Source organism: Streptomyces sp. NBC_01520, assembly GCF_045040375.1.
Lineage (GTDB): Bacteria > Actinomycetota > Actinomycetes > Streptomycetales > Streptomycetaceae > Streptomyces.
In genome coordinates, this window is record NZ_CP109404.1 from 2,581,465 (window position 1) to 2,597,801 (window position 16,337).

General features: G+C 72.4%; 12 protein-coding genes. 3 read left to right on the forward strand and 9 right to left on the reverse strand.

All coding sequences use genetic code 11. The features are described from left to right. Positions 1–8: 8 nt before the first annotated feature. From OG524_RS11725 to hrcA, 6 genes are all read right to left on the reverse strand, one after another. Positions 9–917: a ribonuclease Z gene (locus OG524_RS11725; RefSeq protein ID WP_405810121.1), complete on the reverse strand. Its 909-nt coding sequence runs from the start codon at positions 915–917 to the stop codon at positions 9–11. A 15-nt stretch (positions 918–932) separates the two neighbouring features. Next, a complete protein-coding gene (locus tag OG524_RS11730) occupies positions 933–1,292 on the reverse strand; it encodes a histidine triad nucleotide-binding protein (RefSeq protein ID WP_405390900.1) in 360 nt (119 codons plus the stop codon). A gap of 495 nt (positions 1,293–1,787) precedes the next feature. Continuing rightward, complete coding sequence (locus OG524_RS11735) at positions 1,788–2,534, reverse strand: 16S rRNA (uracil(1498)-N(3))-methyltransferase (RefSeq protein ID WP_405390899.1); 747 nt, start codon at positions 2,532–2,534, stop codon at positions 1,788–1,790. Next, on the reverse strand, positions 2,531–3,604 hold the full coding sequence (locus OG524_RS11740; protein WP_405390898.1) for a nitronate monooxygenase: 1,074 nt from the start codon (positions 3,602–3,604) through the stop codon (positions 2,531–2,533). Before OG524_RS11740 ends, OG524_RS11735 begins: the two co-directional genes overlap by 4 nt. A 138-nt stretch (positions 3,605–3,742) precedes the next feature. After that, complete coding sequence (gene dnaJ, locus OG524_RS11745; protein WP_384492918.1) at positions 3,743–4,879, reverse strand: molecular chaperone DnaJ; 1,137 nt, start codon at positions 4,877–4,879, stop codon at positions 3,743–3,745. Next, positions 4,880–5,896, reverse strand: coding sequence for a heat-inducible transcriptional repressor HrcA (hrcA, locus tag OG524_RS11750; protein ID WP_405390897.1), 1,017 nt, complete (start codon positions 5,894–5,896; stop codon positions 4,880–4,882). Between the two features lie 165 nt (positions 5,897–6,061). Between hrcA and OG524_RS11755 the strand changes: the two genes are divergently transcribed. The 3 genes from OG524_RS11755 (at position 6,062) to OG524_RS11765 (ending at position 10,708) form a co-directional block, all read left to right on the forward strand. Next, positions 6,062–6,787 carry an MBL fold metallo-hydrolase gene (locus OG524_RS11755; protein ID WP_405810125.1) on the forward strand — a complete coding sequence of 242 codons (726 nt, stop codon included), beginning with the start codon at positions 6,062–6,064 and terminating at the stop codon, positions 6,785–6,787. A 25-nt stretch (positions 6,788–6,812) separates the two neighbouring features. Then, positions 6,813–7,631, forward strand: a complete 819-nt coding sequence (locus OG524_RS11760) for a DUF3097 domain-containing protein (RefSeq protein ID WP_405390895.1) — start codon at positions 6,813–6,815, stop codon at positions 7,629–7,631. 185 nt (positions 7,632–7,816) lie between these two features. After that, a complete protein-coding gene (locus OG524_RS11765; protein ID WP_405390894.1) occupies positions 7,817–10,708 on the forward strand; it encodes a hypothetical protein in 2,892 nt (963 codons plus the stop codon). Positions 10,709–10,769: 61 nt separating this feature from the next. Here OG524_RS11765 and hemW read toward each other — a convergent pair whose 3' ends face one another. The 3 genes from hemW to OG524_RS11780 form a co-directional block, all read right to left on the reverse strand. Then, on the reverse strand, positions 10,770–12,011 hold the full coding sequence (hemW, locus tag OG524_RS11770; protein ID WP_384492922.1) for a radical SAM family heme chaperone HemW: 1,242 nt from the start codon (positions 12,009–12,011) through the stop codon (positions 10,770–10,772). A 50-nt stretch (positions 12,012–12,061) separates the two neighbouring features. After that, on the reverse strand, positions 12,062–13,957 hold the full coding sequence (locus OG524_RS11775) for a SpoIIE family protein phosphatase (RefSeq protein WP_405390893.1): 1,896 nt from the start codon (positions 13,955–13,957) through the stop codon (positions 12,062–12,064). A gap of 199 nt (positions 13,958–14,156) precedes the next feature. Further along, a complete protein-coding gene (locus tag OG524_RS11780) occupies positions 14,157–16,046 on the reverse strand; it encodes an AMP-dependent synthetase/ligase (protein ID WP_405810128.1) in 1,890 nt (629 codons plus the stop codon). Between the last annotated feature and the right edge of the window lie 291 nt (positions 16,047–16,337).

Here is a 16,337-nt window from a genome sequence, read left to right on the forward strand (position 1 = left end):
GGTTCTCGTTACTGGTGGCGGGTGGGTACGGGGACCGTGATCAGGTCCTGGGCGATGGTCAGTTCACCTTCGAAGCCGGCTGCCCTGGCCTGGCGCTCGAAGGCCTCGGGGTCGTTGTAGCGCTGCGAGAAGTGCGTCAGCACGAGGTGCCGTACGCCTGACTCCCTGGCCACGCGGGCCGCCTGGCCCGCGGTGAGGTGACCGTGGTCGGCGGCGAGCCGGCCGTCCTCGTCGAGGAAGGTGGACTCTATGACCAGCATGTCGCAGCCCTCGGCGAGCGTGTACGCGCCGTCGCAGAGCCGGGTGTCCATGACGAAGGCGAACCGCTGCCCGCGCCGGGGCTCGGAGACCGCGTCGAGCGGGATGCCGCGCAGTGCGCCGTCACGCTGGATCCGCCCGATGTCCGGACCACGGATACCGTGCTCGGCGAGCTTCTCGGGGAGCATACGCCGACGGTCGGGTTCGGTGAGGCGGTAGCCGTAGGACTCGACGGGGTGCGAGAGGCGGTGGCTGTCGAGGGTGTACGCGTCCGTGGTGGCGAGGATCCCGTCGGCGGCGACCGGGACCTCGGCCAGGTCGACGGACTGGCGGTAGGCCGTCGCGTACCGCAGCCGGTCGAAGAAGTGCTGTCCGCTCGCCGGGAAGTGGGCGGTGACGGGGTGCGGGACCTGGTCCAGGTTGATCCGCTGGATCACCCCGGCCAGTCCCAGCGAGTGGTCCCCGTGGAAGTGCGTGACGCAGATCCGGTTGATGTCGTGCGCGGCGACGCCTGCGCGCAGCATCTGGCGCTGGGTGCCCTCGCCGGGGTCGAAGAGGATGCCCTCGCCGTCCCAGCGCAGCAGGTAGCCGTTGTGGTTGCGGTGACGGGTCGGGACCTGGCTGGCGGTGCCGAGGACCACGAGTTCGCGTACGGACACGGTGTGCGGACCTGTCTAGCCGGGGGGCCACTGCATCCCGCGTCCGCCCAGGACGTGGGCGTGCGCGTGGAAGACGGTCTGGCCGGCACCGGCACCGGTGTTGAACACGATGCGGTAGCCGCTCCCGGTGATGCCCTCGTCGGCGGCGACCAGGCCGGCCTCGCGCAGCACGTCCGCGGCGATCTGCGGTTCGGCGGCGGCGAGCGAGGCACCGTCCGGGTAGTGCGCCTTCGGGATGACGAGCACGTGCGTGGGGGCCTGCGGGTTTATGTCACGGAAGGCGACGGTCGTGGCGCTCTGCCGGACGATGGTCGCCGGGATGTCGCCCGTGACGATCTTGCAGAACAGGCAGTCGGTCTGCGGCTCTCCCGCCATGGCCCGGCCTCCTCGGTCGTTTGGTGATCGTGATCAGTACACCGGCATGCTATCCGCCCGCGCCCGCAGGACGGCCGGTCCGCGCGCCGGGGTCCGTCCGGGGCGGGGGTGGGGCGCCCCGGGAGGGGCGGTTGACGGGGGACGCGGCGGCCCGGGGGCCGGCCGGGGCGGCATCTCCCGGGACGGGGTGGCCCGGGTGACGGGACGGGCCCGGGTGACGGGACGAGCCCGGGGGACGGGACGGGGCGGCCCGGGACGGCTGACGGGACGGGCCGGGTGACGGGACGGGGCGGCCCGGGTGGCATCTCCCGGGACGGGGGCCCGGGCGTGACGGCCTCCGAGGTGACGGCCTCCGCCTTGGCGGCCTCGGACAGAACCCCGGAAGCGGCGGACCCGGGACGGCCTACCGGGACGACGGCCCCGGGTGACAGCCAGCCCCCGAGCAACCACCCCGGGTGACAGCCCCCGAGCAGCCGTCCCCGGCGCGGCAGGTGGCTAGCTCCAGCGTCCCGTGCGGCCCATCAGGAGCGCCGCCGCGGCCGTCCCCGCGGTCGAGGTCCGCAGCACGCTGGGGCCGAGCCGGTACGGCGGCGCGCCCGCCTCGGCGAAGGCGGCGAGCTCCTGCGGGGAGACTCCGCCCTCGGGGCCCACGACCAGCACGATCGAGCCAGTGGCGGGGAGTTCGGCGGTGGCGAGCGGCGCGCTTCCGGTCTCCCGGTCCTCGTGCAGGACCCCCGCGAAGTCCGCCGAGGCCAGCAGTGCGGCGACCTGCTTCGTCGTCATCGCGTCCGCGACCTCCGGGAACCGCACCCGGCGGGACTGCTTCCCCGCCTCCCGGGCGGTGCTGCGCCACTTCGCCAGGGACTTGAGCCCGCGGTCGCCCTTCCACTGGGTGATGCAGCGTGCCGCCTGCCAGGGCACGATCGCGTCGACGCCCGTCTCGGTCATCGTCTCGACGGCCACCTCCCCGCGGTCGCCCTTGGGCAGCGCCTGCACGACGGTGATCCGGGGCGCGGGCGCCGGTTCCTCGTGGATCGGGGCGAGGCCGGTGACGACGAGCCGGTCCTTGCCGTCGGCCGCCCGTACGACGCCTTCGGCCCAGCGGCCCCGCCCGTCGGTCAGGACGACGTCCTCCCCCGGGTTCAGCCGCTTCACGGACACGGCGTGCCGCCCCTCGGATCCTTCCAGGACGAACTCCGGCCCGCTGGGCATGTGTTCGACGACGAAGACCGGTGCCGTCACTGGGCACTCCTCCCGCTCACTGCCGCACGCGCGGCTTCCGTTTCGGCGGCGAGCAGTTCCACGAGTTCCCCGGCGGGCAGCTCGCGTGCCATCCGGTGCCCCTGGCCCGCCCACAGGGCCATGCCCTGCGCGTCGCCGGCCTTGGCCGCCGCCGTGCGCAGCCCGCTGGTCATCTGGTGGACCTGGGGGTAGGCGGCGGGGGCGTATCTGCCGTGCTCGCGTACGAAGCGGTTGACCAGCCCGCGCGCGGGGCGGCCGGAGAACGCCCGGGTCAGGGCCGTCGTCACGAACAACGGGTCGGTCAGGGCCCGCTTGTGCAGGGGGTGCGCCCCGGACTCGGGGCAGGCCAGGAAGGCGGTGCCGAGCTGCGCCGCGTCCGCGCCCGCAGCCAGCACCGCCGTGATCTGGGAGCCGCGCATCAGCCCGCCGGCCGCGACGACCGGCAGCCGCACGCTCTCGCGGACCTCGGCGACGAGGGTGAGCAGGCCGGTGCCGGTGAGGCCGCCCTGCGGGTCGTCGCGGTGCGTGGACTGGTGGCCGCCCGCCTCCGCGCCCTGGGCGCAGACCGCGTGGGCGCCCGCCCACTGGGCGTTCCGCGCCTCCTGGGGTGTGGTGACCGTGACGACGGTGAAGGTGCCGGCCGCGGCGAACGCGTCGAGGACCTCGCGGGTGGGGCAGCCGAAGGTGAAGGAGACCACGGGGACGGGGTCCTCCAGGAGGATCGCGACCTTGGCCTCGTAGCCGTCGTCGCCGCTGGAGTCGGGGTCGCCCAGCGGGGTCTCGTACCAGGACGTCTCACCGGCGAGCTGGTGCCGGTAGACCTCCACGGCGCTCGGGTCGGCGAGCAGTGGCTGCGGCATGAAGAGGTTGACGCCGAAGGGCCGGCCGGTCAGCCGGCGCAGCTGTTCGATCTCGTGGTACATCCCGTCCGCCGTCTTGTAGCCGGCGGCCAGGAAGCCGAGCCCTCCGGCGTCGGCGACGGCCCCGACCAGCTGCGGGGAGGAGACACCGCCCGCCATCGGGGCCTGCACGATCGGATACCGGCAGAGATCGGTCAGCGCCAAGGACATGACGGCATCGTGCCACGTCCCGTGCGGGGCGCCGAATCAGCCGATCCGGCCGCCGAGGGGCGGGTCGCCACACGCCGCACCGCCCGCCGGTACGGGACCGGCGGGCGGTGCGGCGTGGACGTCGTCGTCGTGCGGGGTTCAGCGGCCGTTGAAGGCGTCCTTCAGCCGGGAGAACAGTCCCTGCTGGCCCGGCTGGAACTGGCCGGTGGGCCGTTCCTCGCCACGCAGCTTCGACAGCTCCCGCAGGAGGCGCTCCTGTTCGGGGTCCATCTTCGTCGGGGTCATGACCTCGACGTGGACGATCAGGTCACCGCGCCCGCCGCCGCGCAGATGCGTGATGCCGCGCCCGTGCAGCGGGACCGACTGGCCGGACTGGGTGCCCGGCCGGATGTCGATCTCCTCCAGCCCGTCCAGTGTCTCCAGCGGCACCTGGGTGCCGAGCGCGCCGGCCGTCATCGGGATGGTGACGGTGCAGTGCAGGTCGTCGCCGCGCCGTTGGAACACCGCGTGCGCCAACTCGTGGATCTCGACGTACAGATCGCCGGCCGGGCCGCCGCCGGGGCCGACCTCTCCCTCGCCCGCGAGCTGGATGCGGGTGCCGTTGTCGACACCTGCGGGGATCTTCACGGTGAGGGTGCGCCGCGAGCGGATGCGGCCGTCGCCGGCGCACTCGGGGCAGGGGGTCGGCACGACGGTGCCGAAGCCCTGGCACTGCGGGCAGGGTCGTGAGGTCATGACCTGGCCGAGGAAGGACCGGGTGACCTGGGAGACCTCGCCGCGGCCGCGGCACATGTCACAGGTCTGCGCGGAGGTGCCGGGTGCGGCGCCCTCGCCACTGCAGGTCGTACAGACGACCGCCGTGTCGACCTGGATGTCCTTGGTCGTGCCGAAGGCCGCCTCGTTGAGGTCGATCTCCAGCCGGATCATGGCGTCCTGGCCGCGCCGGGTCCGCGAACGGGGCCCGCGCTGGGCGGCGTTGCCGAAGAACGCGTCCATGATGTCGCTGAAGTTGCCGAAGCCGCCGGCTCCGAAACCGCCCGCGCCGCCACCGCCGGAGGCGGACAGCGGGTCGCCACCGAGGTCGTAGACCTGCTTCTTCTGCGGGTCCGACAGCACCTCGTAAGCGGCGTTGATCTCCTTGAACCGCTCCTGGGTCTTCGGGTCCGGGTTGACATCCGGGTGCAGCTCGCGGGCGAGCCTGCGGAATGCCTTCTTGATCTCGTCCTGAGATGCGTCGCGGCGCACGCCGAGTACGGCGTAGTAGTCCGTGGCCACTTACGACTCCGCCAGGATCTGTCCGACGTAACGTGCCACTGCGCGTACCGCTCCCATCGTTCCGGGGTAGTCCATGCGGGTCGGTCCGACCACGCCGAGTTTGGCGACTGCCTCGTCGCCCGAACCGTAGCCGACCGCGACGACGGACGTGGAGTTGAGGCCCTCGTGGGCGTTCTCGTGCCCGATCCGTACGGTCATGGCTGAGTCCGTGGCCTCACCGAGCAGCTTCAGCAGGACGACCTGTTCCTCCAGTGCTTCCAGCACCGGCCGGATCATCACAGGGAAGTCGTGCCCGAAGCGGGTGAGGTTGGAGGTGCCGCCGATCATCAGCCGCTCCTCCGTCTCTTCGACCAGAGTTTCGAGAAGGACGGAGAGCACCGTCGAGACGGTTCCCCGGTCCTCGTTCTCGAAGGACTCCGGCAGGTCCTGCACCAGTTGCGGAACGTCCGCGAAGCGGCGTCCGACGACCCGGCTGTTGAGCCGGGCCCGCAGATCGGCGAGAGAGGTCTCGCCGAACGGGGCGGGGCAGTCGATCATACGCTGTTCGACCCGGCCCGTATCCGTGATCAGTACGAGCATCAGACGGGCCGGAGCGAGCGAGAGCAGTTCCACGTGCCGCACCGTGGAACGGGTCAGCGAGGGGTACTGCACGACGGCGACCTGCCGGGTCAGCTGCGCGAGCAGCCGGACCGTGCGGCCCACGACGTCGTCGAGGTCGACCGCGCCGTCGAGGAAATTCTGAATGGCCCGGCGCTCCGGCGACGACAGGGGCTTGACGCCCGCGAGCTTGTCGACGAAGAGCCGGTATCCCTTGTCCGTCGGGATGCGCCCCGCACTGGTGTGCGGCTGGGCGATGAAGCCCTCGTCCTCCAGCACCGCCATGTCGTTGCGGACGGTGGCCGGGGAGACCCCGAGCCTGTGCCGCTCCGTGAGCGCCTTGGAGCCGACGGGCTCCTCGGTGCCGACATAGTCCTGGACGATGGCGCGCAGCACTTCGAGTCTGCGTTCGCTGAGCATCGCGCACACCTCCAGCTGTGGTTCTCCGGTGTCTGCCTGGCACTCTGTGTGTTCGAGTGCCAGCAATCCCCCCGGTCAGTGTACGGGGGCGGGGTGGGGCCGGGGCAAGGGCGACCGGCCATGCCGTGGCGGGAGTGCGCAGGCCGATGCCGATAGCGTCACCGTATGGACGTCTCTTGGGAAGACTTCGGCTGGGAGCGGTTGGGCAACGGTACGGGACGCCGACGCCTTCCCGTCTGGGACGCGACCGCCGCGCTGGTGGCCGGGGCGGACGGCGTGCTGCTCTACGACACCGGTTCGACGCTCCGCGAGGGGGCCGCGCTGAGGACTCAGGCGGAGGCCCTGTTCGGCCGGAGGGTGACGCATGTCGCACTGAGCCACCCCCATTTCGACCATGTGCTGGGCACCGCCGCGTTCGCCGGGGCGGAGGTCTACGGGGCGGTCGGCACGGCCGAGCTGCTGGGGCGGCACGGGGCGGCGGGGCTGCGCGCGGACGCGATGCGGCACGGGATGAGCGAGGAGGAAGCCACGGCGGCGACGGACGTGCTCGTGGCGCCGCACCACCAGGTGAGCGGGGAGTGGACGCTCGACCTGGGCGGCGGCCTCCAGGTGCTGCTGGCCAACGTGGGTCCCGGGCACACCGGCCACGACCTCGCGGTGCTGGTGCCGGGCTCCCCCGTCGTGGTCCTCTGCGGTGATCTGGTCGAGGAGTCCGGCGAGCCGCAGGCCGGCCCGGACGCGGTCCCTTCCCACTGGCCGGCCGCGCTGGACCGGCTGCTGGAGCTGGGCGGCGAGGACGCGTCGTACGTGCCGGGGCACGGGGCGGTGGTGGACGCCGCGTTCGTACGGGCGCAGCGCGACCGGCTGGCGGCCCGCTTCGGCGTGTCCTGAGCGGGTCGCCCTCTATCGTCGTGCCATGCGCAGCTACCAGCCGGACCTGACTCCGCCGTGGAAGAGGTCCGCCCCCGCCCCCGAGGTACCCGCCGAGCCCGATCTGGTCGTGGAGGAGGCGGTCAGCGGCTTCTGCGGTGCGGTGATCCGGTGCGAGAAGACGGCCCAGGGGCCCACGGTCACGCTGGAGGACCGTTTCGGCAAGCACCGGGTGTTCCCGATGGAGCCGCGCGGCTTCCTGCTGGAGGGCCGGGTGGTCACCCTCGTGCGGCCGTCGGCCGGCGGACCCGCGCGCCCTGTCCGTACCGCCTCCGGTTCGGTGGCGGTCCCCGGGGCGCGGGCGCGGGTGGCACGGGCCGGGCGGATCTACGTCGAGGGGCGGCACGACGCCGAGCTGGTCGAGCGGGTCTGGGGGGACGACCTGCGCATCGAGGGCGTGGTCGTGGAGTACCTGGAGGGCATCGACGACCTCCCGGCGATCGTGCGCGCGTTCTCCCCGGGCCCGGACGCCCGGCTCGGCGTCCTGGTCGACCATCTGGTGCCGGGCTCCAAGGAGTCCCGTATCGCCGCCGAGGTCACGGACGCGGACGTGCTGGTCGTCGGGCATCCGTACATCGACGTCTGGGAAGCGGTGAAGCCGTCGTCCGTGGGAATCCCCGGGTGGCCGGTGGTGCCGCGCGGCCAGGACTGGAAGACAGGGGTGTGCCGGGCGCTGGGGTGGCCGGAGAACACGGGCGCGGCCTGGCAGCACATCCTGTCCAGGGTCGGCTCCTACAAGGACCTGGAACCGCAACTCCTGGGCCGCGTAGAGGAATTGATCGATTTCGTCACCCTTCCGGCCTGATGTCCCGGCACGGTTTGGGAGGATCCCGTACCGATCCCTGTGAATCTCTGCGCCGCACACGGACCATCGGTTATTGAGAGGTGAGGGGTTCGGCGGGCCCGGCGTCCTCGATGGCTTCGGCGGGCCCGGCGGGCGCGGACGGGCCCGCGTGTTCCGCGGGCCCAGGGGGAAGCCGGGGGCAGCGGATGGCACGCGAAGTGTGGCGGGACAGTGCGGAGAACGAGGCGGCTTCCGCCGTCTTCCACCTCGTCCAGGAACTGATCGACCAGTACCGGGTCAACCGGCCGGTGATGCCTCTGATCGTGGCGCAGGCCGCGGACGCGGGCGCCGGACCGGACATCGACGACAGGGTGCAGCAGATCGTCCTGCAGGTCCACCGGGCGAACCAGCTGCGCCGTGTCCCGGTGAAGCTGCTCGCCGGTCACGGCGACAGCTCGTACGAGGCGGCGCTGTCCATGGTGCGCACGCTGACCGAGCGCCCCTGGGAGACCCGGAGCACCTCGCAGTACAAGCCCTTCGTCTTCCCCCGCTCCCGTCTCCTGGACGCCATCGAGCAGGCCACCGCGACGGTCGTCTCACAGCCGGACCAGGGCTCGGCGGGTGGGCGTGAGACACGGATTCTGGAGCAGCTGGGCAGCCTGCGGTGGCGGGCGCGGCGGGCGGGGCCCCGCACCTGGTGGGACTCGCTGCGCGCGTCGATACGGCCGGAGACCTTCCTGGGCGCCGTCTTCATCGCCGTACTGAGCGTGCTCCTGGGCGAGATCGGCTGGCTGCTGACCGCCTTGGTCGCCGCCGTGGCCCTGCTGGGCCTGGCGGTCGTGCGGCTGGTGACGACGGCCGCGCCGCCGCTGTTGTGGCTGCGCCGGGCCAGCAGATGGCTCGCGACCACCTCCTCGCTGGCCGCGTCCAGCACCGGGTATCCGTCCGACGGCTGGTCGTGGTTCTCGCCGAGCGGTTCGTGGCGGGTGATCCGGGCCCGGGCCGCCGCCGTGGCGGAGCGGGTGGCGGACGCGGGGGCGGGTGACGAGCACGCGCGCCAGTTCCATCTGGAGCTGCGGGTCCAGGCCCTGCTGGAGGACCTGCTGCACAACTACCGGCCGCACGCCCTGGACTGGCGACGCAGCAAGCGCACCGTGCCGCCGGTGGTGCTCCTGCCGACCGCCACGCATGACAACGGCGGGGTCCTGCTGATCAACGCGATCAACAACGTGCGCTCCCGGCGCAGCGAGGTGGATCCGCTGCTGCTCCTGGCGTCCCTGCCGGCCGCCCAGATCATGCGGCGTACCCCGCCGCTGCCTGTGGAGCCGCTCCCGCACACCGGCGCCAGATCGGGGGCGCGTGCACGCTACGAGGCCTGGGTCGACGACCTGAGCGTGGGGCAGGCGCCCGCGGCGGCCGTGACACTGGCCTGGGTGCTCCGGCTGCCCCTGTCCACCGGCAAGCTGACCCATGAGCACGCCCATGCCCAGCTGGCCACGCATCGGGTCCGGCGGACCTGGGCCTGGTGGGTGATGTCGCGGACGACCATCGCCTTCGTGCTGGTGGGCGCCCTGCTGGGGACGTTCCTGTGGAGCGGGCACTGGAAGGAGACCTACTGCCACGGCCCGCTCGTCGGCCGCAGCACGGATGCGGTCAGGCTGTCCGGCCCGGGGGGTGTCAGGGAGTGCGTCGGGGTGGCGACGGCCCCCGAGGTGCGCTTCGCCGAGGGCAACGGTCTGCAGCTGGGCGGCGTGGGCCAGGGCGTCACCTTCGAGCGGATCGAGCAGGCGGTCCGGGAGCAGAACACGAGCATCGGGCCCGGCACCGACCACGTGACCATCGTCTACGCCGGTCCCCTCACCGGAACGCTCAAGAGCAAGGAGGACACCCGCAAGGGCCTGGAGGAGCTGACCGGCGTCTTTCTCCACCAGCGGTCCGTCAACGCCGACCGTACGGTCAAGCTCCGGGTCCTCATGGCCAACGGCGGTCAGGACATGCTCCGGCAGACGACGGCGGTCGAGAAGATCGTCGAGGTCGCCGAGCGGGACCCCTCCGTGGTCGGTGTGGTCGGTCTGGGCCGCAACACCACCGAGAGCGCGGAGGCCACCGGGAAACTGCAGGCCGCCGGGCTCCCCGTCGTGGACACCACCAACTCCGACAGCGGTCTCGCCCGCGCGTACCCGAACTACTTCGGCCTCGCGGCGACCGACGAGGAGCAGGCGAACGCCCTCGGGCTGATAGCGGGGCAGCTCGCGGACTCGCTGGAGGACCCGCAGGCCGTCGTCCTGTCCAGGAAGGTCGGCAACGAGGACAAGGACCGCTACACCACCGAGCAGCGCAGGGTGGGCGAGCAGATGCTGACGAAGTCCGGCTTCGCGCTGGCGGCGGATCCCGACAGCACCCAGTACTCCCTCTCCAAGGACGGCGGGTCGGCCAACCTCGACGGCCCGCTGCACGACGTCTGCGGAGCGGAACGCGTGCCCGACGCCCTGTACTTCGCCGGCCGGGTCGAGGACGTCAACACCCTGATGTCCGGCCTCGGCCAGATCGCGGGCTGTTCGGAGAAGAGGATCACGGTCTTCACCGGGGACGACATGACCAAGGCGCGCTTCGACGACGCGACGAAGCTCGCGGAGAAGGTCACGCTCTACTACGGCTCGCCGGCTCCCATGAGCCGGGGCGGCGGCCGGACGTTCTACGAAGAGTCGCGCAAGGCCCTGGAGTCGCTGCTCCCGGAGGGCAGACGTCTGGAACCGCTGCCGAAGGGCGTCCCGCCGTACGAGGACAAGCTGTTCTCCAGTGGCCAGAGCGTCATCTCGTACCAGGCGACGGCGGCCCTCTACGCCGCCGCGACCAGGAGCGACAACGCGCAGAGCGCCGCGGAGACCTGGGCGACGCTCTATTCGGTGGCGCTTCATGACATGCCGACCGGGACGGTCACCTTCCGCGGGACGATCCCGTACGCGGACCAGAAGGTGCACGGCCTCAACATCATGAAGGTCACCCGGCCCGGTCCGGACGCGAGGACCGACATCGTGTGCGGCCGGGCGGCGGGCGATCCGGTGGTCCTCACCAGCGGGACCTGCCCGCTGGGGTAGCCGTGGGGGGGCGGGGCCTCGGTCGGCCGGGGCTGCCCGCTCGTCCCGGCCGCGCGGGACCTCAGTCGACCAGGTCGCGCACCACGGCGTCGGCCAGCAGGCGCCCGCGCAGGGTGAGGACCGCGTGGCCACCGGCATACGGTCCGGGCTCCAGCAGCCCGTCCGTGACGGCCCGGCCGGCCGCCGCGAGCCCGGCGGGGGCGAGCAGCGACAGGGGGCATCCCTCGACGAGCCTCAGCTCCAGCAGGATCCGCTCGACGCGCCGGTCCTCCTCGGTCAGGATCTCGCGCCCGGCCCCGGGCGAGCGGCCCTCCGCGAGCGCCTGCGCGTACGCCCCGGGGTGCTTGACGTTCCACCAGCGCACCCCGCCGACGTGGCTGTGCGCTCCGGGACCGGCGCCCCACCAGTCGGCGCCGCGCCAGTACAGCTCGTTGTGCAGGCAGCGGCCCTCGGGCGTGCGGGACCAGTTCGATACCTCGTACCAGGAGAAGCCCGCCGCGGCCATCGCCTCGTCGGCGATCAGATAGCGGTCGGCGTGGGTGTCGTCGTCGGTCATCGGGACCTCGCCGCGGCGGATGCGGCGGGCCAGCCGGGTGCCCTCCTCGACGATGAGCGCGTAGGCCGACACATGGTCGGGGCCCGCGCCGATCGCCGCGTCGAGGGAGGCCCGCCAGTCGTCGTCGGACTCCCCCGGGGTGCCGTAGATCAGGTCGAGGTTGACGTGCTCGAAGCCGGCCGCGCGGGCCTCGGCGACACAGGCCTCGGGCCTGCCGGGGGTGTGGGTGCGGTCCAGGATCTTCAGGACGTGCTGCCTGGCGCTCTGCATCCCGAAGGAGACGCGGTTGAAGCCGCCTTCCCGCAGCGCCGCCAGATAGGCCGGGTCGACGGACTCCGGGTTGGCCTCCGTGGTGATCTCCGCGTCGTCCGCCAGCCCGAACTCCTCGCGGATCGCCCCGAGCATCCTGACGAGGTCGGCGGCGGGCAGCAGGGTGGGCGTACCGCCGCCGACGAAGACCGTGCGGACGGGGCGTGGGTCGTCGCCGAGCACCTTGCGGGCCTGGCGGACCTCCTCGACCAGATGCGCCGCGTAGTTGTCGCGGGAGGCCAGCGCACCACCGGAGCCGCGCAGCTCGGTCGCGGTGTACGTGTTGAAGTCGCAGTAGCCGCAGCGGGTGGCGCAGTAGGGCACGTGCAGGTAGAAACCGAGCGGCCGGCCGGCGGCGCCTTCCAGGGCATGGCGGGGCAGCGCCCCGTCGTCGGGCACGGGCTCACCATCGGGCAGTACGGAAGGCATACCGTCCATTGTCACTCGCCGCCGGAGCTTTCCCTCCCACGCTCCCGCCGCCCTCCGGTTCAGTCGACCTGGAGGACGAGCAGGGCCAGGTCGTCGTCGGGCGGGCGCTCCGCGAAGGCGTGGACTGCGTGCTTGATCCGGTGGGCGATCCGGTCGGCCGACAGCCCGGCGCAACCGGACAGGGCGTGTGCGAGTCCGTCGCCGTCGTCGAACATCAGCCGGCCGGACCGCCGCTCCGTCACCCCGTCGGTGACGCAGAGGAGGCTGTCGCCCGGCGCGAGGTCGAAGCTCTGGCTCTCGTACGCCACGTCCTCGACGACCCCGAGCAGGACCTGCGGCTCGGCGGCCGGGCGTACGGATCCGTCGGGGCGCAGCAGCAGCGGGAGGGGGTGGCCCGCGCTGGCCACGGTGCAGCGGACACCTCCGCCCGGGAGCGGCACGATGTCGCCGTAGAGCAGGGAGAGGAAGCGGGACTCCGTGCCGTCCTGGATCTGCCGGCCGCCCGCCGCGGCGACCATCAGGGCGGCGGCCTCGGCCGCCTCCATGGCGTCGTCGAGGAGGAGCCGGTTGAGCCGGTCGAGCACCTCGCCGACGCGGAAGCCCTCCCGGGACAGCAGCCGGAGCCAGGGGCGGGCGAGGCCGGTGACGACGGCGGCTTCGGGGCCGCTGCCCTGGACGTCGCCGAGGACGAAGCACCAGCGTCCGCCGGGGCACGGGAAGAGGTCGTAGAAGTCGCCGCCGACGACACCGTCGTCACCGGGCTCGTACACCAGGGCGCTGGTGACGCCGGGTATCTCGGCGACCTTGCTGGGCAGCAGGCCGCGCTGCAGGATGCGGCTGATGGTGGCCTGCCGGGTGTAGGCGCGGGCGGCGCCCACGGCGAGGCCGACGCGGCGTACGAAGTCGGCGATGAGCGCGGCCACCTCGCCGGGGAAGAGCGCGACCCCTTCCCGGCCCACGAGCACCGCGCCGAGGGTGCGGCCGCCCGAGGTGATGCGGTGGGCGAGCGCGGCGCCGCCGTCACCGTGCCCCGCGACGGCGTCGGCGGGCCACGGGATGGGTACGGGGCCGCTGCCGACGCTGCCGGGTAAGCGGAGGGGCTCCTTCTCCAGTGCCGGGCGGAGCGTCTCGGTGGCTCCCTTGTCGCTGTGCCAGACGCCGGCGAGGCGTGGGGCGGCCGCGGGGCCGCCGCCCTCGCTCTCCAGCCAGATCGCGCACCAGTCGGCGAGCCTGGGCACCATCAGCTGACCCGCTATGGACGCCACCAGGTCCTCGTCGAGCTGGCCGGCGAGCAGGTCGGACGCCTCGGCGAGGAAGGAGAGCGCCCCGCGCCCGGCCCAGTCCGTGTCATCGCGTTCGGCCGGCCGGACGGTGGGGGCGGGGATCTCGGTGCGCCTGCCCCGCCGGTGGACCGCGTCCTCGGTCGGTTCGGGACCGGGGAGGCCGTCCCAGTCGTCGGCCTGGAGCCGGGCCCAGACGGTCTTGAGCCCGGTGCGGTAGGTGATGCCCCACGATTCGGCGAGGGTGGCGACGAGCTGCAGACCCCGGCCGTGCTCGGCGGGATCGGGCCGCTCGGTCCGGCCGTCACGCACCGAACGGGCGGGGTGGTGGTCGGTGATCTCCAGCACCAGCGCGGCGGGCTCGGCCCCGGCCGTGTCCTCCAGCCTGAGGAGCAGCTCGACCGTGGTGCCGGCGTGCACGACCGCGTTGGTGACCAGTTCGTTGGCCACGGTCACCGCGTCGTCGGTGAGGCGGTCGCCGAAAGCCCCGGCGGACGGCAGGCCGACGGCGGTCCAGTCGACGAGCGCGGCCCGGACGAACCGGCGGGCCGCGGAGGGGGCCAGCGGGATTCCGGGCAGGCTGGTACGGGCGACCGTATGCGCGTCGTTGCCCTGACCTGCGACGACGCCTTCGGGACGGTGAACGATGTCCCGCTGGATTGGGATGGGCCCCACGGTGCGGCTCCTGACGGTTCTCGCGATACACCGCTGACGTTCTACGACAGAGTGACAGACCGGGCGGGTCCATAAGCACCGAGTGACCGAAGTGGGCGGGGCCGGACGGGGCGGGCGGGACGGCGGACGGGGCCGGCCGGTGCCTGCGCACCCACCTGCCCCGCCTGTGACCTGCTCCTCCGCTCCGTACCGGCGGTTGTCACGCCTCGCGGGAGCCCGCGTACATGTCGTCGATGAGGTCCTTGTACTCGCGCTCGACGACCGGCCGCTTCAGCTTGAGGCTGGGGGTCAGCTCGCCGTGCTCGATGTCGAGGTCGCGCGGCAGCAGCCGGAACTTCTTGATGGTCTGCCAGCGCTGCAGGCCTTCGTTGAGCCGCTTCACGTAGCCTTCGATGAGCTCCACGGCCTGCGGGGAGGCCACCACGTCGGCGTACGGCTTGCCACCCAGCCCGTTCTCCTGGGCCCAGGAGAGGATGGTCGGCTCGTCGAGGGAGATGAGGGCGGTGCAGAAGTTACGGTCCGCGCCGTGCACCAGGATGTTGGAGACGAACGGGCAGACCGCCTTGAACTGTCCCTCGACCTCGGCCGGGGCGATGTACTTGCCGCCCGACGTCTTGATCAGGTCCTTCTTGCGGTCGGTGATCCGCAGATAGCCGTCCTCGGACAGCTCGCCGATGTCGCCGGTGTGGAACCAGCCGTCGGACTCCAGGACCTCGGCGGTCTTCTCGGGCAGCCGGTGGTAGCCCTCCATCAGGCCGGGGCCGCGCAGCAGGATCTCGCCGTCGTCCGCGATCCGGACCTCGGTGCCGGGGAGCGGCTTGCCGACGGTTCCGGTGCGGTAGGCCTCGCCCGGGTTGACGAAGGAGGCGGCACTGGACTCGGTGAGGCCGTAGCCCTCCAGGATGTGGATCCCGGCGCCGGCGAAGAAGAAGCCGATGTCGGGGGCGAGCGCGGCGGAGCCGGAGATGCAGGCGCGGAGCCGGCCGCCGAAGGCCTCCCGGATCTTGGCGAAGACGAGGGTGTCGGCGACCTTGTGCTTGGCGCCGAGTGCGAACGGCACGGACGCCTTGCCGGTACGGCGGAAGTTGTCCTGCGACACCTTCGCGTACTCGCGGCCCACGCCCGCCGCCCACTGGAAGATCTTGTACTTCGCACCGCCGCCGGCCCGCGCCTTGGCCGCGACCCCGTTGTAGACCTTCTCGAAGATCCGGGGGACGGCTGCCATGTAGGTCGGCTGGACCACCGGAAGGTTCTCGATGATCTTGTCGACGCGGCCGTCGACCGCCGTGACGTGGCCGACCTCGATCTGGCCGGAGGTGAGGACCTTGCCGAAGACATGGGCGAGCGGCAGCCAGAGGTACTGGACGTCGTCCGCGTTGATCAGGCCGGTCGCCACGGTCGCCTTGGCCATGTACGACCAGTTGTCGTGCGGCAGGCGCACTCCCTTGGGGCGGCCGGTGGTGCCCGAGGTGTAGATCAGGGTCGCCAGCTGGTCGGCGGTGATCGCCGCGACCCGGTCGGTGACCGCGTCCGGGTTCTTCGCCAGGTGTTCGGCACCCCGCGCCTCGAGCTCGGCCAGCGTGAGGATCCAGCCCTCCGGGTCGCCCTCCACGGGCTCGGCACCGGCCGGGTCGATGACGACGACATGGGCGAGGGAGGGCAGCCCGGCCCGGTTCTCCCGTGCCTTCGCCAGCTGTGCGGCGTCCTCGGCGATCAGGACACGACTCTCGGAGTCGGCCAGGATGAAGGCGGACTCCTCGGTGTTCGTGGACGGGTAGATCGTCGTGGTCGCGGCACCCGCGCACATCACGCCGAGGTCGGCGAGGATCCACTCGACACGGGTGGACGAGGCGAGCGCCACCCGCTCCTCAGGCCGGACGCCGAGACCGATCAGGCCGGCCGCGATCGCGTACACCCGGGTCGCCGCCTGCGCCCAGGTCAGCGACTTCCAGTCGTCCGGGCCCTGGCCGGAGGCCGACGGCACGGGATAGCGGTAAGCCTCACCGTCCGGGGTGGCCGCCACGCGGTCGACGAAGAGGGCCGCCACGGAGGGCGGTCGGCTATCGATCAAGGTCTGTGTGTCGCTCACGACGTCCTCCGGGCCTGCGGCATTGCTACGACCGGCTGCTGGGTACTGGTGCGGGATGTTTGGGGGCTGCTGCTGCCTGTGTTCCTGGTTCTCGTGCCCGCTCGACCTGCTTGCTTAACTGGCGAGTAACTAACGGGTGGTGATCAGAGTAGAGCGCACGGGTCCGCGACGTAAGAGGCAACAGGCCGCCGCTTCATAACGAACGGCCCGCACGCCTCATGACGAACGGGCCCCCGCGCCGCACAGATGTCTGCGCGACTCGGGGGCCCGTCTGGCTCCTCCCGGGGACCG